General features: G+C 43.6%; 23 protein-coding genes and 1 pseudogene. 21 read left to right on the top strand and 3 right to left on the bottom strand.

The features are described 5' to 3' along the window. The first annotated feature begins 380 nt into the window (after positions 1-380). The 9 genes from QZ998_RS05395 to QZ998_RS05355 all read left to right on the top strand — a co-directional run bounded on the left by QZ998_RS05395 (position 381) and on the right by QZ998_RS05355 (position 5,581). Positions 381-1,748 (top strand): AMP-binding protein, encoded by a 1,368-nt coding sequence (locus tag QZ998_RS05395; protein WP_296558678.1) that lies wholly within the window; start codon positions 381-383, stop codon positions 1,746-1,748. A 158-nt stretch (positions 1,749-1,906) separates the two neighbouring features. Further along, positions 1,907-2,086: a hypothetical protein gene (locus QZ998_RS05390; protein ID WP_296558677.1), complete on the top strand. Its 180-nt coding sequence runs from the start codon at positions 1,907-1,909 to the stop codon at positions 2,084-2,086. A 3-nt stretch (positions 2,087-2,089) separates the two neighbouring features. Next, the gene (locus QZ998_RS05385; protein ID WP_296558675.1) at positions 2,090-2,479 is read left to right on the top strand and encodes an FAD-dependent oxidoreductase; all 390 of its coding nucleotides are present in this window, start codon (positions 2,090-2,092) and stop codon (positions 2,477-2,479) included. A 214-nt stretch (positions 2,480-2,693) separates the two neighbouring features. Beyond that, entirely contained in the window at positions 2,694-2,951 is a 258-nt protein-coding gene (locus QZ998_RS05380; RefSeq protein WP_296558673.1) for a hypothetical protein, read from the top strand. Between the two features lie 35 nt (positions 2,952-2,986). Further along, the gene (locus QZ998_RS05375; protein WP_296558671.1) at positions 2,987-3,430 is read left to right on the top strand and encodes a hypothetical protein; all 444 of its coding nucleotides are present in this window, start codon (positions 2,987-2,989) and stop codon (positions 3,428-3,430) included. Then, positions 3,396-3,572, top strand: coding sequence for a hypothetical protein (locus QZ998_RS05370; RefSeq protein ID WP_296558669.1), 177 nt, complete (start codon positions 3,396-3,398; stop codon positions 3,570-3,572). The genes QZ998_RS05375 and QZ998_RS05370 overlap by 35 nt, the downstream gene beginning before the upstream one ends. After that, positions 3,565-3,759, top strand: a complete 195-nt coding sequence (locus QZ998_RS05365; RefSeq protein ID WP_296558667.1) for a hypothetical protein — start codon at positions 3,565-3,567, stop codon at positions 3,757-3,759. The genes QZ998_RS05370 and QZ998_RS05365 overlap by 8 nt, the downstream gene beginning before the upstream one ends. Positions 3,760-3,871: 112 nt before the next feature. After that, on the top strand, positions 3,872-4,507 hold the full coding sequence (locus QZ998_RS05360) for a TetR/AcrR family transcriptional regulator (RefSeq protein ID WP_296558666.1): 636 nt from the start codon (positions 3,872-3,874) through the stop codon (positions 4,505-4,507). After that, on the top strand, positions 4,508-5,581 hold the full coding sequence (locus QZ998_RS05355) for a radical SAM/SPASM domain-containing protein (protein ID WP_296558665.1): 1,074 nt from the start codon (positions 4,508-4,510) through the stop codon (positions 5,579-5,581). It abuts the gene before it with no gap. A 125-nt stretch (positions 5,582-5,706) separates the two neighbouring features. On the opposite strand, the gene QZ998_RS05350 is transcribed toward QZ998_RS05355, so the two are convergent. Next, the gene (locus QZ998_RS05350; RefSeq protein ID WP_296558663.1) at positions 5,707-6,387 is read right to left on the bottom strand and encodes a P-II family nitrogen regulator; all 681 of its coding nucleotides are present in this window, start codon (positions 6,385-6,387) and stop codon (positions 5,707-5,709) included. Continuing rightward, positions 6,374-7,867, bottom strand: a complete 1,494-nt coding sequence (locus tag QZ998_RS05345) for a DUF1538 domain-containing protein (RefSeq protein ID WP_296558679.1) — start codon at positions 7,865-7,867, stop codon at positions 6,374-6,376. The genes QZ998_RS05350 and QZ998_RS05345 overlap by 14 nt, the downstream gene beginning before the upstream one ends. A gap of 283 nt (positions 7,868-8,150) precedes the next feature. Here QZ998_RS05345 and QZ998_RS05340 point away from each other — a divergent pair, with 283 nt between their 5' ends. The 3 genes from QZ998_RS05340 to QZ998_RS05330 all read left to right on the top strand — a co-directional run bounded on the left by QZ998_RS05340 (position 8,151) and on the right by QZ998_RS05330 (position 11,153). Then, a complete protein-coding gene (locus QZ998_RS05340; RefSeq protein WP_296558661.1) occupies positions 8,151-9,497 on the top strand; it encodes a diguanylate cyclase in 1,347 nt (448 codons plus the stop codon). A 108-nt stretch (positions 9,498-9,605) separates the two neighbouring features. Beyond that, positions 9,606-9,947, top strand: a complete 342-nt coding sequence (locus tag QZ998_RS05335) for a zinc ribbon domain-containing protein YjdM (protein WP_296558659.1) — start codon at positions 9,606-9,608, stop codon at positions 9,945-9,947. A 54-nt stretch (positions 9,948-10,001) separates the two neighbouring features. Then, positions 10,002-11,153 (top strand): aldo/keto reductase, encoded by a 1,152-nt coding sequence (locus QZ998_RS05330; RefSeq protein WP_296558657.1) that lies wholly within the window; start codon positions 10,002-10,004, stop codon positions 11,151-11,153. A 236-nt stretch (positions 11,154-11,389) separates the two neighbouring features. Here the strand turns inward: QZ998_RS05330 and QZ998_RS05325 are convergent, their stop codons facing one another. Then, positions 11,390-11,815 carry a hypothetical protein gene (locus tag QZ998_RS05325; RefSeq protein ID WP_296558655.1) on the bottom strand — a complete coding sequence of 142 codons (426 nt, stop codon included), beginning with the start codon at positions 11,813-11,815 and terminating at the stop codon, positions 11,390-11,392. A 484-nt stretch (positions 11,816-12,299) separates the two neighbouring features. Here QZ998_RS05325 and QZ998_RS05320 point away from each other — a divergent pair, with 484 nt between their 5' ends. The 9 genes and pseudogenes from QZ998_RS05320 (at position 12,300) to QZ998_RS05280 (ending at position 26,034) form a co-directional block, all read left to right on the top strand. Next, positions 12,300-13,202 carry an AraC family transcriptional regulator gene (locus QZ998_RS05320; protein WP_296558653.1) on the top strand — a complete coding sequence of 301 codons (903 nt, stop codon included), beginning with the start codon at positions 12,300-12,302 and terminating at the stop codon, positions 13,200-13,202. A gap of 293 nt (positions 13,203-13,495) precedes the next feature. Then, on the top strand, positions 13,496-15,223 hold the full coding sequence (locus QZ998_RS05315; protein ID WP_296558651.1) for an MATE family efflux transporter: 1,728 nt from the start codon (positions 13,496-13,498) through the stop codon (positions 15,221-15,223). Positions 15,224-15,237: 14 nt separating this feature from the next. Beyond that, a complete protein-coding gene (locus QZ998_RS05310; protein ID WP_296558650.1) occupies positions 15,238-16,860 on the top strand; it encodes a SpoIIE family protein phosphatase in 1,623 nt (540 codons plus the stop codon). A 4-nt stretch (positions 16,861-16,864) separates the two neighbouring features. After that, positions 16,865-17,419, top strand: a complete 555-nt coding sequence (locus QZ998_RS05305) for a GNAT family N-acetyltransferase (protein WP_296558648.1) — start codon at positions 16,865-16,867, stop codon at positions 17,417-17,419. After that, a complete protein-coding gene (locus QZ998_RS05300; protein WP_296558647.1) occupies positions 17,416-18,012 on the top strand; it encodes a GNAT family N-acetyltransferase in 597 nt (198 codons plus the stop codon). Before QZ998_RS05305 ends, QZ998_RS05300 begins: the two co-directional genes overlap by 4 nt. A 1-nt stretch (position 18,013) precedes the next feature. Beyond that, a complete protein-coding gene (locus tag QZ998_RS05295; protein ID WP_296558646.1) occupies positions 18,014-18,424 on the top strand; it encodes an ATP-binding protein in 411 nt (136 codons plus the stop codon). Positions 18,425-18,465: 41 nt separating this feature from the next. Further along, positions 18,466-20,838 carry an ABC transporter permease subunit gene (locus QZ998_RS05290; protein WP_296558645.1) on the top strand — a complete coding sequence of 791 codons (2,373 nt, stop codon included), beginning with the start codon at positions 18,466-18,468 and terminating at the stop codon, positions 20,836-20,838. Continuing rightward, positions 20,835-21,551, top strand: a pseudogene (locus QZ998_RS05285) (amino acid ABC transporter ATP-binding protein); the annotation flags it as partial. The gene QZ998_RS05290 and the pseudogene QZ998_RS05285, both read left to right, overlap by 4 nt. A gap of 394 nt (positions 21,552-21,945) precedes the next feature. Further along, the gene (locus QZ998_RS05280; RefSeq protein ID WP_296558643.1) at positions 21,946-26,034 is read left to right on the top strand and encodes a PEP/pyruvate-binding domain-containing protein; all 4,089 of its coding nucleotides are present in this window, start codon (positions 21,946-21,948) and stop codon (positions 26,032-26,034) included. Positions 26,035-26,095 lie beyond the last annotated feature (61 nt).

The raw sequence follows: 26,095 nt of genomic DNA, 5'->3' as shown, positions 1-26,095 counted from the left end.
TTGGAAAACGACAGAAAATAAGGATACCGCATCGGTGAAAACAGGCTGATGACCGGCAAGATTGCCAAAAGTGAAACAGCCAGGGTTATCCACTGCCTGGGTGATCTGTTGGCGCATGTGGCCGCCTGGTGGTATCGAGGTATGCAGTTAATCGCCGTCTATCAGCGAGAGCCGGGTTTCCAGCCTCCCTCCGTTGATGGTGAATGTGGATGTGCGGTTCGCTGGTGTTGCCGGAGTTGCCACAAGCACCGATCACTTGTCCTTCGCTAATCATTCTATAATGATATTTAGCCTTAGGATATCTCAATTAACAATAAAAAATAAATATGTTTAGACCCGTAAAGTAATGGTTCTAAACATATTATACGAGGAGTATCAGTATGAAAAAAATCAGCTTAATGAAGGCGATCTGGCTTTGTTATCGCGATAAAAAAATGAGCGATTCTGAAAAAACCAGAGTCAGAGCAGAGCGGCTTAACCGTCTGGTGGCACATGTCAAGCAGAACAGCCCTTACTATCGCGAGCACTATCAAAACATTGGCGAGAATTTTAATCTGAGCGATTTGCCGCCAACAAACAAAGTCGATCTGATGGCGCATTTTGATGACTGGATAACTACAAATGATATCACCTTAAATGAAATAGAAACTTTTATGATGGATTTGGACAACATCGGTCGAAAAATCAAGGGGAAGTATCTGGTGTTTACCACCAGCGGTTCTACGGGCAATCCCTTAGTAGCACTATGCGACCAATCCACCAATAATGTTATGGCTGGAATCAACATGATGCGAAGCTTTGCCAGAAAAGCAGATTTTATGTCCTTTCTGAAAGGGGGCGGAAAAGCCATGGGGGTTTTTGCAACCGGTGGTTTTTATTTGGGAAATAGTTCGGTCCGGGCCCGCTTATTATCGATGCCCTGGAAAAAAAGACAGTTCGGTGTGACCAGTGCCCTTTATCCAATTGCCCGGATCGTCGATGACCTAAATGCTTTTAAACCGACGATGCTGGGGGGCTATCCGACTATTCTCGAGCTGCTTATTGATGAACAGAAAAGTGGGCGGCTTAAGATTACTCCGGTAATCATTATGACCGGTGGCGAATACCTGAGCGATCAGCTTAGAGACGCCCTGGAAGCGGCCTTTGGGTGCCCGGTTCAAACATCTTATGCCTGTACTGAAGGCGGCACCATTGCCTGTGAATGTCCGGAAAAGCATTTTCATATCAATGATGATTGGATCATTGTTGAGCCGGTTGACCATCAGAATCAGCCAGTGCCGGATGGGGTGCAGTCGGATAAGATCCTGATTACCAACCTTTATAATTATACCCAGCCATTCATCCGCTACGAGGTCACTGACCGGGTGGTCATGCATCATGAACCTTGCCCCTGCAACAATCCGTCACCCTGGTTGACCCTTGAGGGACGGACGGATGATATTTTGACCTTTTATGAAAATGGAAAGATCATCAAAATTCCGCCGCTGGCGATTTACGCAACGCTCAAAGAAATCCATGGGATACTCCGGTTTCAACTGATTGCCCATGGACAGAATAGTCTTGAGTTGAGAATCGCCCCCAATATCGGCGACGATCCACAAAACTTATTTGAAGTGGCACAGAAAAACCTATCGGCCTTTCTGGCCAATCATGGGGTGACGACTGCCCATATCTTTTTTTCTGATTTGACACCGATGCAGCATCCGCAAAGTGGAAAATTTAAGCATATTATTAATAAAACTGAGTGATTTTGGAGACTCAATCCTTGCATGATTAGCTGATGCAGATATCCAGATCAAAATAAAGATCCTATAAAAAATTCAAATACAATTTGACAGGAAGTTTAAGGAAAAGTGATGACAAAACGCGATACCAGAGAAATAATATTAGAGGAAGCACTGAATCTGTGGGAACGATTCATTTGAATGCTGAAGTAACGGCAGAAATGCTGGATGCTGAGCAACTTGATGCCCTGATTTTGGCGGGGGGAGCCGATCCTCTGATTCCAAATCTTCCCGGGGCCGATTTACCCCATGTTCATTGGGCACCTGATGGTGAAATGGGATGTGTTACTGTGGGAGAATAGATAGTGATCATTGGTGGTGGTGCGATTGGGATTGAATCGGCCATTGAACTGACTGAAAAAGGAAAGCAGGTAACGGTACTTGAAATGGCGCCAGATCTGTCTAACTTCTTTATGACCGCCAGTGGTACGATGCAGGACCTATTGGAAAAGATAGAAACGCTAAAGATTTCAGTAATCACCAGCGCAAAACTCAAGTCCATTGATGAGCAGACTGTTTACTACGACGATTTAACCACCGGAGTTGAGCATACCCTGTCTGTGGACACGGTGTTACTGGCGGTTGGAATAGTTCCAAGACATCAGTTGGTTGATGAATTGCGTCAAAGTGCGCGCCAACTGAAGTTTTTGTGGTTGGAGATGCGATTGAAGTTGGTAATATTGCTGAAGCTGTAAATAGTGCGTTTAAAACAGCGGTTCATCTATAAATTGGCGCTGTCTATTCGAGAGCGTAAAAAACCTGAATCGCTTAGATACAGATGAGGTGTAAAAAACAAGTTTTTATAAGCATAGTCCAGATCGTAATGACAGGCAAAATTAAGTTTGAGGTTTTCGGTTTTTTGGAAATGCTCAATGAGAGACGCCGTGTTAACTTGTAGGAGGAACAATAATGAGTAAATTTATGGAAGTGGCAGCAAATCGGGATTATTCAAAGTCATGGCAGGCACCAGGGAGTTTCCCCTGGATTTTTCAACAGCCTAAACCACCCATTGAGAATCGGGTGATCGGTGTCAGGGAGAATTATATTGGCTGTGCCAAAGGTGAGCAGCCCTATTGGATGCCAGCTTATTTTTATGAATCCAATATTGTCTGGCCGGACGCGATGGAAGATCACCCGGTGCCTGAGGTCGATGGCTATGATTGGTGAGGTGTCAATTGGATAATGGTTGATTCAGCGGGTGAATGATTACTAAGCCAGATACCCGAGCCATTTTAGATTTTTCGTGTTGGAAGGAAGATCTGAACTGGCCGGATTTATCCCTGGTGGATTTTAAAACCGATGGGCAGAAGATCCAGAAAATGTTGGACTCAGAACGACCCCATGTCTATGAATGTGTGGAAGGCATTTTTGAGCGGCTCCACGAAATGCTTCCCTTTGAAGAAAGCCGGATGGCTTTTTATGAAGAACCGGAGTTACTGGAAGAATTTTTTCAGAAAATGGCTGATTACAAGATTGAATCGACACAAAAGATCATTGATTATTATGGTAGAATCGATGGGGTTCTTTATCATGACGACTGGGGTACCCAGCGATCTGTTTTTTTCCAACGAGATGTTTCGGGAACAGATCATGCCAGCCACCAAACGATTTATGGACTATCTAAAGAAAAAGGTTGCCTTTATTGAACTCCATTCCTGCGGCAAGAATATTCAATATGTGCCGATGATGCTGGAAATGGGAATTGATATGTGGACTCCCCAGCTATTTATTAATGAACCGGATTATCTTCATTCCGCCTATGGAAAAGTAATGACTTTTGATGATTGAGCCTCAATGGAAAGAAGATAAAATACGTCGAGCGGTTCGGGAATTTGTCGATCATTTTGGCGAAAATGGTCGGGTTATGTGCTGGATCATGACCGAAAATTTTAATCAGGATCAGGAAGACATTGCCAGAGATGAGCTATATCGTTATTCGCTAACCTATTACAATCAGCGCTTTGGCCGAAATTAATAGCGAAAAAAATAATTTTTAAAACCTGACTTAACAGGCTAGCGTTCATTAGCTATAATAAAGCTAATGAACGCTAGCTTTTATTTTTTCGGAAGAAGTTTAAGGAGAAGTGATGACAAAACGCAATACCAGAGAAATAATATTAGAGGAAGCACTGAATCTGTTTTCGGTAAAAGGTTATCAGAGTGTGACGGTTAAAGAAATCGCCCATGCAGTGGGAATCAAGGACAGCTCACTGTATAAGCATTTTGCCAGTAAGCAGGCAATTTATGACACCTTACTTACGTGGATGAATAAAAAATTTGAAGAAACCGTAACCTTTTACCGGTTACCCCAGGGAGATATGGAAAGTGTCGCCCGGGAATATGGCCGCAATGATCTGGTCTGGCTTAAAAAAGCCTGTGAGGCCGTTTTTCTTTTTTTTCTAAAAGATCCGCAGGCATCAAAGTTTCGCAGGATGTTGACCATTGAGCAATACAATAATAAGGATACCGCTAATACCTTGCGTAGTTGGTTTTTCAATGATGCCTTTCAGTTTCAGACCGATTTATTTTCTGAGATGATCAAGCAGGGAAGTTACAAAGAGGGGCCAGCGGAAATTATGGCATTGCAGTTTTACGCACCATTTTACACGCTTTTATGTCAATATGACAATATGCCAGAAAAGGAAGACGAAGCAATGGCTCTTTTAATGGCTCATATCGAACAATTTGCATCAATTTATCAGATAAGGAATGAGGAAAGCTAGATGAACTTAAATAGTATGATGGATCAGGGAATCGCCCAAATCATGAAAACCGCCGGACGATTCTATTTGGATAACGCCAAAGGCCGGACATTTTTAATGCGCGTTTTGCCGGAGATGGCAAAAAGTACGGTCAGAAGAAAAAAACAGGAAAAAGAAGGTCTGCACGTGCCGCCGTTCTTGATTGCCAGCATCGCCTCCCAATGTAATTTGCATTGTGCCGGATGTTATGCCCGGGCTGGCGGAGGCTGCGGCTCAACTACCGTCAAAGCGGATATGGCTGCCAGTCAGTGGGCAAATATTTTTGAGCAGGCGGGAAGTCTTGGGGTCGCCTTTATTCTGCTGGCCGGTGGAGAACCCTTTTTACGCCGAGATGTTCTGGAGCTGGCCGGGGAGTTCCCAAAGATAATCTTTCCAATTTTTACCAATGGCACGATGTTGGATGAGGAAACGATTGCTTTTCTCGATCGGCATCGCAATCTGATTCCGATTATCAGTATCGAAGGAAATGCTAAAGAAACCGATTCTCGCCGCGGAACCGGTACCCATGAACAGATTGAAGTCACCATGGCAGCCTTAAAGAAACGAAAAATCCTGTTCGGGGCATCGATTACAGTCACAAAAGAAAACATCGATCTGGTGACAAGAACTGATTTTCTGGGAAGTCTGGAAGACAAAGGCTGTGGCGTGACCCTCTATGTCGAATATGTACCGGTAGAAACAGGAACAGAAGATCTGATGCTAGAAAAGACGGACATTCAAAGACTCCAGGATATCTGTCTCGCACTCAAAAAAAACTTTCGAAAAATGGTCGTGCTCTCATTTCCCGGCGATGAGGAGGCCTTGGGTGGCTGTCTGGCTTCGGGACGGGGATTTTTTCATATTAATCCCTATGGCGATGCCGAACCCTGTCCCTTTTCACCCCATGCCATTCAGAACCTGACTAGTGATTCGGTGGAAGCTGTGCTTAGATCCCAGTATTTTGCGGATCTGCGGGAGATTGCCAAAAATGCCGGTAACCATGGCGGATGTACCTTGTTTGAGATGAAAGATCAGGTTGAAAAATTGTTGGCGTAATTTGGCGAGCGGTAATCAAGAACGTCAAAAAACAGGTCGCTGTGTTTTAGGTAAACACAGCGACCTGTTTTGGCGTCAGCAAAATCTAGTGAGCTTATTCTAAATTCCACTTGGACAGAGTCATATTAGTGATTATTTTGGTAGAGGCCATAGGTTTTGTTAACACCAATGGTAAAAATAATCCCATTCCCAGGCTTGCTCATTTCAGTAGCGTCCTGAATAGCATTGACAACCGTTTCCGTTTTCTCAGTTTCCAGGATTAGCATCACCACTTCTTTTTCCGGTTCAATATCCATGGCAAAGAGTCGTGAATACTCATGGATTCCCGAGCCTCTAGCATTCATGATGGTTCCGCCCTTTGCCCCGGCAGCTTCGGCCGCACTGACAACTGTTTCAGCATTGCCGCGATCGACAATCACAAATATAGCTTCATACATTGTTTTATAGACTCCTTCTTCATGCGTTTTATCATAGGAACAATTTCGAACCCCTAAAAAATTATTCAGCGCTGCCGTAAAGGCGATACCATGATTGGCTTTTGCGAATTTAAATTTCTGGCTAATCGTCTCAGCGGCTGACTCGATTTTTTCCGTTCGGGCGATCATTAGAACCACTTCCACCCGTTCATCACAGATATCAAAAAAATCGTTGAGCAGACAATGCTGGGTGCCCTTTCCCAAAAAAATCGTTCCCCCGGAAATTCCGCATTTTTTCCCCAAATGCAAAACCTTCGAACCAACGCCGAAATTGACAATGACAGCCAGCATTTCATAGGTTCTTTTTAGTGTGTTTTCAAGCATGTTCATCTTCGGAAATGCCTCCTTTTACAGTTTTTAATTTGAAGATCAGACCCAGAATTTCCAGGGCAATGATTGGCATCATTGCCACCATGGCAATCAGTCCAAAACCGTCAACCAGTACATCCGCCCCTTCGGTGGATGCAGCGGCACCCTGGGCAAAAGCAAGAATAAAGGTAGCCGTCATGGGACCGGAAGATACCCCGCCAGAATCAAAAGACATCCCCACAAAAAGCTTGGGGACAAGATAGCTTAGAACAATCGCAAGAAGATAACCCGGCAACAAATAGTGCCACAGTTTGATTTCTGGAACGATGATCCGCAACATTGATAAGCCGACCGCCAGGGAAACCCCCAGGGATAAGGCAACCAGAACGACCCGTCGTTTTAAATAGCCGCTGGTGACATCTTCAATTTGTTTGGTGAGGACATAAACCGCCGGTTCAGCCAAAATCACCACCAGTCCAAGCAGGCCGCCAATGCCAACTAAAATGGCTTTATTATCAAGGCTGGCAATGGTATAACCGACCAGGGTTCCGACTTCCATAAACCCGGCGTTAACGCCAGTTAAAAAAAGAACTAGCCCAATTAGGGTATAAACCAGGCCTTTGATGATTCGTTTTAGGGGTCGTTTTTTTAATTTAAAGGCAATGATCTGAAAAACGATAAAAACAATCACAATCGGCAAAAGAGCCAGGGCGACCTCGTAAAGCATGGTCGGCAGTTTTTGTAAAAAGGGCAGAATAATAGCGGTTGAATTGGACAATTCGCCGTCAAGACTGCCACTTATTTCTTTTGTCCCCTTTACCACGCTCATCAGCATCACTGCGAGAATGGCGCCGGTCGAGGCAATGCCAACCAGACCAAAGCTGTCATCTTCTGAGGCACGGCCTTTTTTAAGGGAAGAAATTCCTAGCGCTAATGCGAGGATGAAGGGAACCGTCATGGCACCGGTCGTCGCCCCAGAGGCATCAAAAGAAATCGCCAGAAATTCCTCGGTGGTAAAAAGGGAGACAATCAGAATCAGTCCGTACAGGATGGTCAGAAGAATACTTAAAGATTTGTTATAAATGATTCTTAAAAAACCAAGAGTCAAGAGTAGGGCGATTCCCACTGAAACATAAAGAATGATTTCAAACTTTGTAATGATGTTGTCAGAAACGATGGCCACCTGCCCGGCGATAATATGGAGATCGGGTTCGGCAACCGAGATAAAAAAACCAAGCAGTAAGCCGGAAACAATGACAATCCAGACCTTATTACTTTTGGTAATATGGGTTCCCATTAAATTTCCGATCGGTGCGATACCCAGATCTACACCGAAGAGAAAGATCGTCAGCCCAACAACAATCAGGAGCGCACCCAGCAGAAAGCGCAGCATAATCGGGAGTTCAAGGGGAACAAGGGTAAAGTTTAAAATAACAACAATCAGTGTGATTGGTAAAACCGAAACCAGAACCTCTCTGAATTTCTCAAAAAGAATGTTTATTATAACCAACTCCTTTCTAAAATTTTATTTTGCGAGGGAGAAAATAGTGAAAAATTATTAAATTATTATTATTTTACAGGACAAGCCGCAGATTACGAAAACATAAGCAGCAAAGATAATGATAGCTCCATTATACTAAAAAAAACAAATTAGGACAACCGCGGCGAGAAATTCGAAAATTATGGATTTTTTTGTAGCCGTGCGGTTATTACTAGTGGCCTTTATTCGTTTTTGATGATAAACTTAGAAGGTTAAAAATTAACGGTTTTATAGGAGACAAAAGATGGATCAGAACAAAGGTCTTTTTAAAAAGAAACTGGCGATTCTCATTTCAGTAGCGATAACTTTTTTTCTCTTAATGGTTTTTTTGCTGATTATTGGGATGCTGATGAATAGTATAAAACAGCAGGAGATGTTAAAAGCCACCGATAAATTTATCAATTTTAAAAGTCGGGTAGAACGTTTGATTTTTACCAATGAAACCCTGGTTCAGGGCTTTGAAGCCTATCTCTTAATGAATCCCGATTTGGATCAAGCAGAGGCCGAAATCTATATGGATAAGCTCTTGTCAAAAAATGAAAATCAAATTAGGAACATTGGCGTCATTCAAGATACGACTATCATCTGGAATTATCCTAAGGAAGGAAATGCTGCGGCAGTCGGAGTTGACTTGTCGATGGTTGAGGGTCAAAAGGAGCTGGTGCTTAAGGTTAAAAATGAACTGGAGCCAGTCTTACAGGGGCCGGTTGACTTGGTTCAGGGGGGAACTGGTTTTATTATCCGTCTTCCGATTATCAGACCGGAGACTGGTTATTGGGGACAGATCAGTATCGTCCTTAATGGCGATAAAATCATTGAAGAGATTAATGCCTATGCAGCTGATGCTGGATTAAAGGTCGCCATCTTCAACGATCAAAATAAAAGGGTGCCATTTTATGGAGCCATGAGTATCGTAGGAGAAGCGCCGTTAGGTTTTGACATCGATCCCGATTTTATCAACTGGCAGGTTGTTGTCTCACCCAAAGACGGTTGGCAAAACAATCAGCTGATTTTTGAAGGTGCCATTTTGTTTGCTTTTTTAATTGCCGCTGGGGCTGGGCAATTAACTTACAGAGTTCTTAAAACAAATGATCAATTACGGATTATGTCCAGTCATGATTCCCTAACCGGTCTTTTTAACCGACATTATTTAAATGAATACCGGGCGATGGTTTTGGCTGCTGCCAAAAGAAATAATCGGCATGTCGGGTTTATCAGCATGGACTTAAATCATTTCAAGAAAATTAATGACACCTATGGACACAACGTTGGTGATCTGGTTCTCGTTGAGACAGCGCGGGTTTTGAAAGGGTGTACTCGGACAAACGAGGCAGTTTTTCGATTGGGTGGCGATGAATTTCTTATTATTATGCCGGATATCGAGGACGGCACGGTATTGCAGCAGACTCGGGAACGACTGATAAAGAGCTTTAAAGATGACTTTCACTTGGTTGAGTATCCCTGTAAAATTGCGGTAAGTATTGGTACCTCGGTATTTCCCGAGGATGGCAATAATATCGATGCATTGCTTCAAATAGCCGATGAAGAAATGTATGCGGATAAAAAACAACAGCAGTTGACACAAGCCTAAAATCTATCGCAGCAACCATTGGGATAACTTGTTTAATAGAGTGATATTATGATAGGATGAATAACGCTTCGAGCGAAGAATAACAAACAATGAATGGAGAATAATACGATGAAACAATTGCCAAATTGTCCGCAATGCAACTCAGAATACACCTATCAAGATGGAGAATTACTAATTTGTCCAGAATGCGCCCATGAATGGATCTTAAGCGCAACAAACGAAAATAGCCGAGACGATAAGATAGTCAAAGATTCAAATGGAAATATCTTAAGCAATGGTGACACGGTTATTCTTATCAAAGATCTTAAGGTTAAAGGCAGTTCCCAGGATCTAAAAAAGGGAACTAAGGTAAAGAATATCCGTCTGGTTGATGGAGATCATAACATCGATTGTAAAATTGATGGCTTTGGCGCAATGTCTCTAAAATCCGAGTTTGTCAAAAGGGCATAAAGACCTGAAATCGATAGCGGAGAATACAGACCGATTCACAAGGGAGAAAGAAGAATGTTGTATCGAAAACTTGGAAAGACAAATGAAGAGGTTTCAGTTTTAGGATTTGGATGTATGCGTCTGCCTGTTGTCGACGGGGTTCAATCCCATATCGATGACGAGAAAGCAGTAAAAATGCTAAGGTATGCCATTGACAATGGGGTGAATTATATCGACACGGCCTATCCTTATCACGGAATCGGTTTTCATAAAGCGGGAGAGAGCGAACCTTTTGTGGCCAGGGCATTAAGAGATGGTTATCGGGAACGGGTTAAAATCGCGACAAAGCTGCCCTCATGGCTGATTCAGTCACGAGCAGACATGGATCGAATCTTGAATGAACAGCTAAACCGTTTAGAAACCGATACCATCGATTTTTACTTATTGCATGGCCTAAACAGAGGTTTCTGGCAAAACTTAAAAAACCTGGGAGCCCTTGAATTTTTGGATCAGGCAATCAAAGACGGTAAAATCAAACACGCTGGTTTTTCGTTTCATGATGACTATGATTTGTTTGTCGAAATTGTCGATGCTTATGATTGGTCATTTTGTCAAATTCAATACAATTATCTGGATGAAAACTATCAGGCTGGTAAAAAAGGTCTGGAATATGCGGCTAGTAAAGGATTGGGGATAATCATTATGGAACCAATCAGAGGCGGTGCGTTGGTCAATAAATTACCCCAAGAAGTTTTAGCCGCCTGGAATCAAGCACCAATCAAAAGAACCCCGGTTCAATGGGCGCTGCGGTGGGTCATGAATCATCCGGAGGTTTCCGTGGTACTCAGCGGCATGACAACGATGGAGCAGGTGATCGATAATTTAAGTACTGCAAACGAAGGTGCGGCCAACTCCTTATCCACAGAAGAACAAGCATTAGTGGATTTTGCCAGGATAACAATAATGGCAAAGATGAAGGTCAACTGTACAAATTGCCGGTATTGTATGCCGTGTCCATCCGGGGTCGATATCCCGGGACATTTTTCGCTTTATAACAATGCCTATTTGTTTGATACACTGGAAAAGGCCAAATCTCTCTATGCTACGATGTTTCCCAAAGATGCTAAAGCCTCTAATTGCGTTGAGTGTCGAAAATGTGAAGCGCATTGTCCCCAGAATATCGCCATTATCCAGGAATTGAAAAATGTCAGAGAAGCATTAGAATAAAGTTGAGGATATTAAAATTTCCGCACTTTTAAGGTGATGATGGATTTAAATTAATGATAATTCCCGACGAAGACTGCTTAAAAGCCTGCAGTGAGTCGGGCAAACGGCTTGCTTAGTCGTATCTGAAGTAAAGAGAAGACCCACAATCACGAAAAAAACCATGGCGCGCGTTTAGCGCCATGGTTTTTGTTTCGATTGCACATAAGGATTTTAAAATAGTCAGCAGAACTGAAAACTCAGGCTTTCTTTTTTTGCATTTCCAGTTTTTTTAGCTCAAACTTCTTTTTATAGTAGCAGGCATATACCTGGGCGTTCTGCTCCTGTTGTTCACTGACAGAAAGTAAGCGGCACTTGTTGATGACCATCATCTGCCCTTTAAAAATGAGATAGATATCTTCGACATCGCGCAGTACTTTGTTGGGGTCCGATAATTGATTGATTGTTTCTTCAGCTAAGATTAATAATTGCTTTTTAATTTCAGAATCCGATAACTTCGTGGTTAAATCGCCCTTGTTTTTGTTCTTTTTGGGAAGATTCGTAGAAGCGCTTAATGTCGATTCGGAAGGCGCCGGGGTTTCTGAAGGTTTTTCTGTACTGGTATCCGCGCTCTCTTTTTTTGATAATTTTATACGTCCGTGAAATTCGTCTCTGGTGATTCGCAAGATGGTTACCTCCACTAAGTTTAGGAATAGATTTATTCAATGAAAAATGATGCTAAAATGAGAATTCATAATTGTTATATTCTATCATTTTTTAAACGAATTGACTATTAATAAATTTAGCGAGTTATTACTGAGGGTGCAACTATTCAAAAAATAAAAACAACGCTCTTTGATGAGACCGTTGCTTTCATGAAAGGTTGGAATAGGTTAAGTGTTTGATGAGGCTTTGCTTAGTCATAATATATAGTCTAATGCTTAAAGCTATCTTGAAATGGTTCTGAGTTAAGAAATCATTAAGAAATTCTAATATAGATTTCAATCGTAAAAGAGGCTATCTGAAGTAAAAGCGACTGGTGAAAAAGATGTAAACAAAAATTATTTGGCTGGTTAAGACGTCTAAGGTGGTAAAATAGAAACAGAGCATTGGCGATCAAGCGAAGGGTATGTGAGCATGCTATTCTATGCTTAAAAGGAGGTGCTTATAATGCACGCATGGGAACAAATACAAAAAACGGTTGATTATATTGAGGATCATCTTGCTGATGAATTGCGCATTGAGGCTTTAGCTGAAATCGCAGCCCTGTCTCCATTTTACTATCAACGACTTTTTAGTCGATTGGTGAAAAAACCGGTGAATGAGTATATCAAACTCAGGAGGCTGGCAGGCGCATCAGAAAGGCTGATAAGCAGTCAGAAACGGATTCTGGACATTGCTCTCGATTTTGGTTTTTCATCGCACACCAGTTTTACCAGGGCTTTTAAACAGGCTTTTGGAATGACGCCGGAAGAATATCGGGGCAATCCAGTACGCTTAAATAATTTTGCAAAACCCCAGTTGCTACTTAATTATGTTCTGATTGATGAAAATATACCGCTTATTACAGAGGGTATTGTCATCGAAATCAGTCGTTTAAAGTTGACGAAACCAGAATATTTTATTGGTCTCACCACAGCGGAACGAATCGAAGAAATGCCGGGCGGCGGCAATACTGGTATTGACGTTCTGGGTATCCTGTGGGATAGGTTTCATCATCAAAAATCGAAAGTGATCGGGATTATGCCTGAGGGTGATGAGATCGGGGTCGCTTATGGAAGCGAAAAAGCAGGGCACTACAGCTATTTTGCTGGAGCAGCGGCAGATTCTGAGGAAACTCCGGATGGCTACGTTTCATGGAAACTATCAAAAGGGGAATATATTGTCTGCCAATTTGAAGCTGAGGACTTTGAACATCTTGTCATGGATGCCGTTTATAAGGCGCATAAATATTTATTTGAAACATGGTTACCCAAACATCAATTAAAGACCATGCCTTTTGCGATAGAACGGTATGCCAGTCATGACCCGAAGACAACGAAGATGGAAGTATGGGTGATGCTAATCGAATGATTAACGTGTTTATTTTTCAAATGAAGACGATTAGAAAAAGTCTGAGGTGATACTCAGGCTTTTTTGATGTCAAAATTAAAGCTGATCTATTAGAAATTTTTACAAAACTTCACAATTAATTAAGTAAATCTTGGACAAAGCATGAATAATATATGCTATAATAGCAACGTATAACTTTTTTCTGATGGGATGATTTTGTTAGCGACTCGATCATTTGATAATCGATCAATGAGCAGTTCCCTCAGATATAGTTTATTAAGAATGAAAAAAGTGGAGCGTGGAGAGAAGGCATCATGAATAATCAACATTTTGTTAACAAGGCTTTTCGTATATTTGTTATCAATAGCATCCTTTCCTCGGCTGGGGTGGTGCTGGGAACTTTTGTCGATGCGATCATTCTGGGTAATGCCTTTGGAACGATTGGCTTGTCGGTACTGGCAGTTTCAATGCCGGTATATGCGGTTTATAACCTGTTCGGCTACGCCTTTGGAGTCGGTGGATCGCTAAAAGTATCGGAGTCCATTGGAGCCGAGGATAAAGATGGAATTAGATCTTATTTTACCGTGGCAATGTTTTTTGCCGTGGCAGTGGGAGTCATTATTGCGGTCATGGGAAGCCTCTTTCTGCCGACCATTATTAGCCTCACCGGCGGGGCGGGAATTGCGACGGCCAGCGACTATATGTGGCCGATTGTGCTCGCAGCACCGATATTTATTGTGGCTCCGGTGATGTCGCTACTGATTCGCAGTGACGCTGATCCGTTTTTATCGACCCTGGGGATTACTGTCTCGGTGGTAGTGAATCTGGTGTTGGATCTCGTCTTCATCTTTGGCCTGAATATGGGCGTGTTTGGCGGGGCACTGGCTATGATTATCGGACAGTCGTGTGCGATTATCATCTATTCACAGCACTTTTTTAAAAAACATAACCACCTTAAATTATGTCAGACTTCCCTTAGCCCAAAAGCGGGCTATCAGCTTTTTCAGGGTGGTTTCGGGATTGCATCGGCCTTTATTTATCAGGGAATCACCCTGATCGTCATCAATAATTTACTCAGTGTGACAGCGGAGGTGGGGGGACTGGCTGTCTATAATATCCTTTTTAATGTATCGCTGTTTGCCTATGCCATCTTTGATGGTATTTCATTGGCGCTGGCACCGCTGGTGGCAACCTTTGCCGGCGAGAAGGATACCGAAGGGGTTTATAACACCATGAGATTGTCTTTAAAGACAGCGGTCTTACTCAGTGCCTTATGCGCCCTGTTTTTGCTTATCTTGGCAGAACCGATTGCGGCCATGTTTGGAGTAGCGGAAAATCTGCCACTGGTCGCTCAGACCATCCGAATCTTTGCCTTCGGGGTAGTGCAAACCTGTTTTAACTGTGTTATGGCACACTTTTATCAGACCATTAAGCGCCCGACCCTGGCGGGGTTGATTTACTTTATGCGGGGATTATTGCTACTGATCGTTTTTTCGGCCGGTTTTATTCCGGTTTTTGGAGTGCGCGGAACAGCATTAGCAATTGTGGCGGCGGAAACGGCTACCATGGTGATCCTGCTCTTTGCGGCTTTAGTTATCAAGAAACAGGGTGGTTACCGAAATCTGCTATTATTTAAGGAACCGATTATTGCTAAGGATAAACTATATGAAACCACCCTTTCTTCTGATATTAAAGAGCTGGAAAAATGTGTAATCGAAATTGAGGCCTTCTGCGAACGGTTGGATATTGACAGTAAGAACGCCTATTTCATTAACCTGACCATTGAAGAATTGGCAGCTAATATTATTAATTTCGGTTTTAATGATGGCAAACCGCATTATATTCATATAAAAATCGCGCTATTTGAAGAGGATATCTATATTCGGCTCAGGGATGACAGCACCAGCTACAATCCTTTTGAAGAATCCGAAAAACCGGATGAAGCGCTTGATTATCTGGGCGTATCGATCGTCCGTAAAAAGGCAAAATCCTTTGCCTATAACCGAACCCTGGTATTTAACAATTTGCTTATTATTCTATAAAAAAGGTGGCATATATGAAAGAACAAAAAAGTATTCGTCGAATCAGTTTAAAAACCAAGTTTGCCTCAGCCAGTATGATTCTGGCACTGGTGTTGTCGCTGGTGATTGTGCTGGTTTCTTATTTCAGTTATCGGGATTCGATGTTTAAGCGCTATGAAGAACATATCACCGCATTGGTGAATACGGCTTCAGTCCTTGTTCCGGTTGATAAGGTCAACCAGTATTTTGAAACCGGCCAGACCGATGCTGATTATGAATTGTTTATTAAAGAGTTGCAGATCATTCAGGAACAGAACCAGTTGGAATACCTCTATGCCTACGTACCCACTGAAAAGGGGTTTGAAGTTTTTGGTCAGGGAACTAAACCGGGGACGATCGGTCATTTTGTATTTGGTGATTTTTTGGGTGCGGACTATTTTCCGCAGGAAGACATTGATGCCGCTAATCAGTTTTTTTCCGGTTCTGAGAAAATTAAGACAATTATCACAAATGAAAGCGAGTTTGGATATCTGATTTCTGCAGTTAATGTGTTAAAAGACGCGCAAGGGAATGCGGTTTTGATTGTTGGGGCAGATATGTCTATGGATGATATCGATTCAACCCTTCTTAATTATATTATTCTGGTTTCTTTCATTGCTGCACTGATCTTAATTCTGTTTATCACCATTTATCTGTTATTTCTCAACAAATCGATTATTGATCCCTTGCAGGTGATTGTTGATAATGCTACCGATTTTGTCAATACCAATATCGATGATAACCTCAGTGAGATTGTCGCTTTGAATATCGAAGTAAGAACGGGTGATGAAATCGAAATTTTGGCCGAAGCCTTCAACAAGATGACCAGTGATATTATCCGTTATATCAAAGAACTGACCAGTGCCACTTCTGAGCGAGAGCGGATTGAAACCGAGCTGCGGATTGCCACCCTGATTCAGGAAGGGATGCTGCCCCGGAATTTTGAGTATCCCGACAGAAACGAGTTTACCCTTTATGCCTCGATGCGGTCGGCTAAAGATGTGGGCGGCGACTTTTATGACTTCTTTTTCGTCGATGATGATCACTTTTGCATCACCATTGGGGATGTTTCCGGAAAAGGGGTTCCAGCGGCTTTGTTTATGGCGATGACTAAAGCAACGGTAAAAGACCTGGTGCTCAGACGCTTGCCTGTCGATGAGGTCATGACTGAAGCCAATATCAACCTGTGCAACAACAACGAACAGGGCATGTTTGTGACCTTGCTGATTGCTGTTATTAACGTCAAAACAGGGGTCTTCCAGTGGTGTGATGCCGGACATGATCCAGCAATAATCTGGAAAAAAGATGGCACCGTTGAAATGCTTACCGGCAAGAAAGGATTTGTCTGCGCCGGCATGGAAACGGCAAAATACAAGATGAATGAATCGCAAATCGAAAAAGGCGATATCATCTATCTCTATACCGATGGAATCCCTGAGGCGAATAATACCAAAAATGAGTTTTATGGACTGGAACGTCTGAAAACTTTGGTTGCTTCAAAAGACGAGCATGATATTAAATCCCTGTGCGCTGATATCTTAGCAGATGTGGATGAATTTGCCGATACCGAACCACAGTTTGATGATATCACCATGCTGGGATTTAAGCTTGAGGAGTAGAAAAATGGATATTCTTATAAAGCAGGGTGAGCGTTTATCGATGCAGGACTTTGAAGCCATTATGGAGTTAGATCGTAAAAGCTTCGGAGATAACATCATATCAAATGAAGGGATGGCAGAAAAACGATTTTTAAAATTTAAAGACGGTTTTATTGCGGCATTCGCTGATAATGTGCTGATTGGTTTTACCTGTTTTTTCAGTGTCGATTCCGGCATTTATCAACGGGCTGTCGATAACCAGGAGTATATCGATGACAATCTGAACGACACAGAAGTGATTCCCTTAGAAAAGGGAAGGGATAACGATATTCTATTGTTTGATATAGTTGTTGAGCAGGCGTTTCAACAGCAGGGAGTTTCAAACTTATTAGTCAATTCAATCAGGGATTATCTGAAGAAAAAAAACATCGAAGGCTGTCCGATTGGAAAAATAATCGCTTTTGCAATCACCGCCGATGGTGTTAATAATATGCTATATCTTGGGGGAAAGCCGATTTGGTCCAAAGATAAGGTAACACTTTTTGAACTCAATAACGATATTTTCTTGAGGTACATATGATAACAATAGGGGACAAAAAGTTAGATAAAAGCAACTTAAAAAAGGCAGCTGATGTCTTGTGCAATGCCTTTAAGAACGATCCCCTCTATCTAGCCGTGTTTCAAAATGAGAAAGATCTTTGCCGATACATCAAATTGATGGTTGACTACTACAATCGCAATGGGGAGATTCATGTGGCAGTTGCTGAGGATGAAATAGTCGGGGTCTCTATTTGGAACCACAAGGGCAGACCCTTTTTTAGTATCCGCAGTGCCCTTGCCAGTGGAATGTTTAAAGAGTTAATCAAATTCCTGATGCTGGCGCAGATCAAAAGTTTGATCATGGTCAAGAATGAAGCGTTGATCACCGAGCGGTATCATTACAACAAAGAGCATCATTATCTATTTATGATCGCTTCGGTGAGAAAAGGTGCGGGTCGGGCACTGATGGAATATGATATTAAAAAGTTTAGTGACTGTCCCATTTATTTGGAAAATAGCAATATCAAGGACAATCAGAAATTTTACGAGAGGCTCGGATTTCATTCCATAAAAACGATTGACGTGATGGGTACTCCGGTAGATTTGTTAACCAACAGTAAAGGAGATCAATAATATGAAGAAATTAATCGTTGATGCGTCGACAAAAAATTTGCCTGAGATTCTCGAATTTATCGATGCCGAACTGGAGGCAGTTGGTGCCGGTATGAAAATGATCTTTCAGGTTGATTTGGCGGTAGAAGAGATATATACAAACATTGCCCACTATGCCTATGCTCCAGATGACGGCGAGGTAATCATTCAATTTGATGCCTATGGTAACCCGCCACTGGTAGAGATCCAGTTTATTGACTATGGTAAGTCATTCAATCCCCTTGATAACCCCGATCCGGACATCACATTGACGGCTGAAGAGCGTCAAATCGGGGGGCTAGGTGTGCTGATGGTTAAAAAAACCATGGATGAGGTGGACTATCGCTTTGAAGAAAGCAAAAATATTTTGTCGATAAAAAAATATGTAAGTTAAGTCATCCGACAGAATAACAGGCAAATTTTGGGATCGTGAACATGAAGTATTTACTGGTTAAACCAAGGGTTATGATCCCGATCACCGGGATTGGTTGTAAAAAAGACAGAATTGAGGAGGCGGCAATGCCCAGTAGACGAAAACTTTTGGCCTTAATGTTAGGGTTTGTAATCATATTGATCAGCGGTTGTTCAGCCGCAGATGAAGCGAAGATCAGTAGCAGCAGTGACTTAAACCAGGCCGGCTATATCATCGGTGTTCCTGAGGGAACACCGCCAGAAGAAGTGGCTAAAGCGTTTATGCCCAATGCCGAGATCTCTTATTTTACCCAGTTTATTGATGGGGTGGCGGCGCTTAAAAGTGGCAAGGCCACGGCGGTTATTTATGACAGCTCCGGGGTTGACCGAATTCTGCTTAGCAATCCTGATCTGGTTAAACTTCCAGAGGAACTCGGCAATATTGAAATTGCTACTGTGGTCAGGTTGAGTGATACGGGGCTTAATGACCAGGTCAATGCTTTTATTAAACAGCTTCATCAGGATGGCACCGCCGATGAAATGGTGACCCGCTGGATTGATAACATTGGTGGCGTGATGCCTGATATTCCCAAACCCCAGAATCCGGAGAAGAAGCTGACAATCATTACCAACGGCATGACCGAACCAATGAATTATTATGAAAATGGCGAGCTTACTGGTTATGACATTGAGTTTATCAAGCGCCTTGCTAACTATGCCAACTTCGATTATACAATCATTACCATGGATTATGCCGCGATGATCCCGGCGCTCCAAAGCGGCAAAGGGGATATTATCATCTCGGACTTCTTTAAAACCGATGAACGGGGACAGGAAGTGCTTTACAGTGATGCCTATGTGGTGCTTCATAACAGCGTGATGGTGCGAAAAAGCATGTATGCCGGAAATTTAGAAGCGGCCGACGATACCATCACCAGCAACGATGAACTTAACGGCAAACGGGTGGGCTTTATTACCGGGATGGTGCACATCGATAATTTCCGTCCCCTGTATGATGCAAAGGAATATGAATTCAACGATTTTTCAGCGATGACAGAAGCCCTGAAAGCCGATCGGATTGATGCGATGCTGACCAGTGAGTCCAAGGTAGCTGAGATCATCGAACAAAATCCCGACCTACTGGCCTTGGCGCCGTATGCGGATAACTCAGCTGCTATTGGAATGAGCAAAACCAGCACTGAGCTGGGGGACAAGCTCGATGCGGCAGTGAAAAGCATGATTGCTGATGGTTCATTGGATGCTTTAACAAAGAAATGGATGAGCAGTGATGAGGCCCAAAAGGTGCTGACGCCGGTTACCTTGACGGGTGAGAATGGCACCTTGGTAGCGGGTGTTCTCGGCGACGATTACCCTTATTCCTACTATAAAGATAATGCGCTGGTGGGACTGGAAGTCGATCTGGCCAGAATCCTGGCAGCCAAACTGGGAATGAATTTAGATCTTAAAACGATGGATTTTTCAGCCCTTATTCCCAGCCTTACCTCTGGCAAGATTGACCTGGCTTTCTACCTGGCCTATACACCGGAACGAGCAGAGTCGATCCGATTCCTGACACCGCTTAAATCAGATCGCGCCGTGGCGCTTGTTAAGAATAAAGCATATCCTGGTAGCGCTTCGGGAGAGGGCTTATTCCTGACCGGCTTTTTTAGCTCGCTTCAGGATAGTTTTAACAAAACCTTTATTGTCGAAGATCGCTATAAGTTGGTTCTGCAGGGGTTGTGGACGACCATCGTCATTTCGATGTTGTCACTATTATTTGGTAGCATTCTGGGGGCGGTAATCTGTGCCATGCGCAGATCCCGGTCAAAGATATTGTCCGGGCTGGCGATTGTTTATATCCGGCTGATTCAGGGGGTGCCGATTGTGCTAACCCTGATGATCCTTTATTATATTTTGTTTGCCTCAGTCGATATTGCCCCGATTCTCATCGCCGTGGTGGGTTTCTCGATTAATTTCGCCGCCTATTCAGCAGAGATATTTAGAACCGCCATCGATGCCACCGACAAGGGACAGCTAGAGGCTGCCTATGCCTTGGGATTTACTAGAGTATCCAGCTTTTTTAAGGTCACCTTGCCCCAGGCGCTGCGTCATATTCTGCCGATTTTCAAGGGTGAATTTATCAGCATGGTAAAAATGACCTCGGTGGTCGGTTATATTGCCATTCAGGATTTGACCAAGATGACAGATATCATTAGGAGCCGTACCTTTGATGCCTTTTTCCCGCTCTTTGTGACTGCTTTTATTTATTTTGTGATCACCTACCTGTTTATTATCGCGCTGGGAAAAATTGAAGTTTCGATTGATCCTAAACGCCGGAAACGGCTGGTCAAAGGGATTGTTGATCCAGAAGTAAGTGTAGCGGAGGTGGCAGAATGATAACAATTAATGGTTTGTCCAAAAGCTTTGGAGAATTAGAAGTGCTTAAGAACATCAGCACCGAGATAAAAGAAGGCGAAGTGATTTCGATCATCGGGCCATCGGGCTGCGGCAAGTCAACCTTTCTGCGCTGCATCAACCTGCTGGAAACCCCGACAAGTGGCGAGATTGTCATTGATGGCCAAAACATCCTGACTAAAAATGCCGATGTCTCGGGACTGCGCCAGAAAATGGGGATGGTGTTTCAGTCTTTTAACCTCTTTTCCCATCTGATGATCATTGAAAACCTGATGCTAGGGCCGGTTAATTTATTAAAAATGCCCCGGCAACAGGCTTATGATGAAGGGCTGGCTTATCTGGAAATGGTCGGGCTCCGGTCAAAAGCACTGGCCTTTCCCGACGAATTATCGGGTGGCCAGAAACAGCGGGCGGCGATTGCCAGAACCCTGGCGATGAAACCGGAGATTGTTTTGTTTGACGAACCCACCTCGGCCTTGGATCCCACCATGGTCAGTGAGGTTCTGGGGGTTATCCGCAAGCTGGCATCAAGCGGGATGACGATGATGATTGTGACCCATGAGATGAAGTTTGCCCGCGATGTTTCTAGCCGGGTCTTTTATATGGATGAAAAGGGGATCTACGAAGACGGAACACCGGCAGAAATATTTGACCATCCCAAGAAGGCCAGAACCCGGGCGTTTATAAGAAAAATTTCGTCCTTTGAATATATCGCGGCGGGCAGCGGCTTTGACCTCTATGAACTCAATGCCAAAATCGAAACCTTCCTTAAAAAGCAGATGTTTACCGATCGGCAGATTATGAATGTTCAATTGGTTTGTGAGGAACTGATCCTGGCGATCTTGCTGCGGGAGTTTCCCAAGACCAGGGTAACACTTTTGGTGGAGTATTCAGATTTAAGTGGTGAGATCACCATCGAGGCCAGCTTTGCAGGTGATGCCTATGAACTAGAAAAGGCAGAGGAGAATGAGCTATCATTGGCGATCATTAAAAATTACGCCAAATCCTTTAGCGTGACCAATGAAGCGGATCGAAATACGGTGAAAATAATTATTTAAGCGAATCGATTGTAATCAGGGGGATAGAAAAATGGCAAACGTGTTTTCTTCCAAGGCTTTAGAGGCCAATCTTAATCAGACCCGGGAAAGTGTCACCGAGATCCCGGAAATTCAGCGATGGTTCGGCGAATTATCAAAAGACTACTGGGGGATTCATAAGCGTACCCAGGAATTTTTAGTTGAGCTCAATCATAAGTATCGCAACAATCGTTATGTCATTGAGTCGCTGCAGACCATTTGTCTTGGCGATCTCTGGCTCTACCATCAGCTGGAAGAATCCGAGAAGGCCTTGGCGGTACTGGTGGAGATGATCCGGTCAGTGCTGGATTCTAAACTAAAAGACAGCCAACGAGTCTTGCTCAGTCAGGTATTGATCCGGTTTATGGATCGCCTGGCCAATCTTGACGAATATCCCAAAGCAATAATTTCTTTGTGCATTGATGTTCTCAAAGAAGACATGGCTCAGCACGAACTTCTTTATGTCAAAAATTCCGGCGTATTTAAAATTTATTTGAATAAGGTGGCGGCGGAACCAGAATTTAGCGCAACGCTGGTAGAGATCACCACAAACTTGCTCGATCAGTGCATTGATTACTGGGATCAAAGCTCCCTGGCTGATACGTGGTTTGATTCCCGGCAAAAACTTTTTCCCCATATGAAGGTAGAAGACATCCAGGCCATCGGACATGTCTTTTTTGGGGAGCTCAGAGCCCAGCGCCAACAGGCCAGCAATTGGAGTGAGCTTCAGAAGCTGCCTTTTTTTAATGACATTGCCGCTTATTTCCGTAGTTTCTCAGAAAAATTCCCTACCCATTTAGAAACCATCTACTATTTGTATTATCTGCTGCATTTACCCGGCATGGCAACTCTGAACGACCATCTGATTTATGATATCAACCGCAATCTGCGCAACATCTTTGATGAACTGGATGCTAACGATATCACCGAATTTATTAATACCATTATGGCCGAGTTTCAGGAACTTAATGTGGACCATGGCGGCACCGTACTGGATTGCATTCTCACCCTCGGCAAAGAAATTATTGCCACCGGGGATGCCACCAATATTGACTATTTCACCAAAGCGCTGATCAGTCTCGGCTTTAACTACCCGGGGAAATTAAGTCTCAACAGCGACTGGCAGATTCTGATTGATTCCAATCACGTCAAAAACATTCGGGTCTGGCTGGAGTTAATTGAAGAAAACCCCCGAGCCATGCGGGTCCTGTTGGCAGCCCTGATTGTCAACCTCAAGCTGGGCGGGATCTTTATTTCCGACACCGATCTTTTTCAGCGGGATATTACCCGGCTGTTAAATGGCCAGATCACGCCGGTTTATCGGGAAATCAAACAACTGGCGCGGATCTTTCCGGTCTATTTTCGGGAAATCGGCGCTGAGGGTGAGCTTCGGGATGTGACAACTGCCATTGATGAGGCTTCCCGCCGCAAAGACCGGCTGATCCATTTTATGCGCAAGCAGATTCATATCGAAAGCAACAATACCCATATCGATCTGGCCCGGAAAATCATCACCTACTGGTATGACGGCAATAAGGAACCGCTACAAGAGCTGATCCCCCAGGAAATTTATGAAGGTCTCGATCAGAACAGCCCATGGTTTATCCGACCTCATCAAACGATGATTCGACTTTGCCAGGAATTAAAAGCCCCCCCAACCGAGTTGCTCCGTTTGGATATTGATATAATCCAGGAGGTGTTGCAAGCTTTTGGATCAGACCAATCGCTCGACAGCAAACGGGTGCTTTATCTTTTCAGGGTTTACTTCCTGCTGCTGGAAAAATATTCCTTTGAATTTGACGATGTCCTGGTCATGCTCAGCGGTTACAGCCCCCATCTGACTGGGGATTTGACCGAATTAAAAGAAAGTCTTAAAAAAGGCGATAAGGAAGCATCGATTCGCCAGATTTATCAACACATGAACCATCTCAAATTGATTATTCAGGATCCCCGTCCCAGTGAAGCCTCAGAGAACATCTATTACAAGCGGCACATCGCGGCCGATATTCCCTCGATGTACGGCGAATATGTGGAGCCTAAATTTGATGCCCTGGGTCTGATGTACCGGCTCGAAAGAACGGTTGCAAAACTGATGACTCAGGTCACCCAGCCTTTTAATGCAGAATACATTACCGCCAAAACCTTTCGTCAGATTTATCAGATCCTGCTGCTATTTAAGGATGGGCTGGAGCTGGATGGTATTTACAATCAAGGCTTTAATTCCCATTTGGATATGCTTAAATTTGGGCTGGCCTCGCCCAGCTTTTCGATCCACCAGTACATCAATATTTTTCAGTTTATGGCCAATGATATTAAACAAATGATCAGTGAATATTTTTTTGATCTCTTTGAAATCCCGATGAAGGTTATTATTCCCCAGGTTCTCGCTTCAAAACAGGTGGAAATGGCTGGAGACAGCCGCAAGTTCTATCACATCGAATCAGAGAAATTTCTGCGCGACAACCTGTCGACCGCTTTTTTGGTTCAGGATCTGGATAACTTTATCACCGACACCATCAACGGGCTTCGAAGCATGATGAAAAACTATTCGAGCACCTTTATTGAAAGCATGATGACCTATGACCCGGACATCACCTTTAGTCTGCTGACCGAAAGCACCGCAGAAATTGACAATCCGGTTTTTTTGGGAGCCAAGGCCTATTTTCTAAAAAAACTGATTACCTATGGATTTCATGTGCCACCAGGATTTGTAATTACCACCGAAGTATTCAGGCATAAGGAAACCATTGAAGGTCACCCGGATATGATGCGTGATATGGATTTGCGTATTGAGAAGCATATTGCAGTCATCGAGAAAATTACGGGGCAATCGTTTGGTAATGCCGACAATCCCTTATTCTTCTCGATCCGCTCGGGCTCGTCGATTTCTTTGCCGGGAGCGATGAAAACATTTTTGAATGTCGGGATGAATGACGAAATCGCCCAAGCCTTTAGCCAAAGAGAGGGCTGTGGCTGGACGGCCTGGGATTGTTACCGCCGTTTTCTCCAGAGTTGGGGGATGGCTTACGGGATCGACCGCGATGTTTTTGACCGGGTGATGCAGAAACACAAGCAACAATGGGACGTCGATCTCAAAATCAATTTTAGTCCCGATCAGATGAAGGCCGTCGCTTACGGCTATAAAATGGTTCTAAATGACTATGACATCGAAATCGAAAGCAACCTGTTTCAGCAGCTAAAACAGGCGATTCGCTCAGTTTTAGACTCCTGGTTTTCCCAAAGTGCGGTTTACTATCGCGACCATCTGCAGATTGCAAAGGACTGGGGAACCGCCGTGGTAGTTCAGAAAATGGTGCTGGGGAACCGCTCGGCTCGCTCCGGCACTGGGGTGGTGTTTACCAGCAGTCCCTTTAACGGGTGTGCCGGGATTAATCTCTATGGCGATTTTGCCCTCTGCAGTCAAGGCGAAGATGTGGTTTCCGGACTGGTCAATACCCTGCCCATTAGCGAGTCGCAAAGAAACCGGGATTATCAGGACAGTAGTATGTCACTAGAGTCGGGATTCCCTAAAATCTATATGGCTCTGATCGGTTATGCCGGACGGCTGATCGAAGAGTATGGCTTTGTCCACCAGGAAATAGAATTTACCTTTGAATCCGAGCACCCTGATGATTTGTATATTCTGCAGACTAGGAATCAGAAGCTCAAAAAACAAACTTCCTTTTCCGGTTTTCTGCTGGCACCTCATGAAATGGAACTGGTCGGTCACGGCATCGGCATGAGCAGTGCCGTGTTGTCAGGACTTTTGGCCTTTGATATGGCCGATATGGAAAGCTTAAAACAAAACGCTCCTGAGTCAAAAATTATTCTGGTGCGGCCGGACACCGTGCCCGATGATATTCCGCTAATCTTTGTCTGTGACGGTCTGATTACGGCCAAGGGCGGGGTTACCTCCCATGCCGCGGTGGCCGCCGCCAGCGTCGGCAAGGTCTGTATTGTTAAATGCAAGGGTCTCGAAGTTAATGATTCAACCAAAGAATGTACCATCAATGGGCATCGCTTCAAATCAGGGGATCCCATCTCCATCGACGGCGGGCTGGGGAATATTTACAAGGGGAATTATCAGATTGGTGAGATCTAAAGAAAATTAATTGTTTCTGCATGGATTTTATGAGATGATAAATAATAAAAAAATAACATGT

Origin of the sequence: uncultured Acetobacterium sp. (genome assembly GCF_927416815.1) — a bacterium.
Taxonomy (GTDB): Bacteria; Bacillota; Clostridia; order Eubacteriales; family Eubacteriaceae; genus Acetobacterium.
Note: the sequence above shows the minus strand (reverse complement) of the source record. Positions and strands in the feature narration are given on the sequence as shown.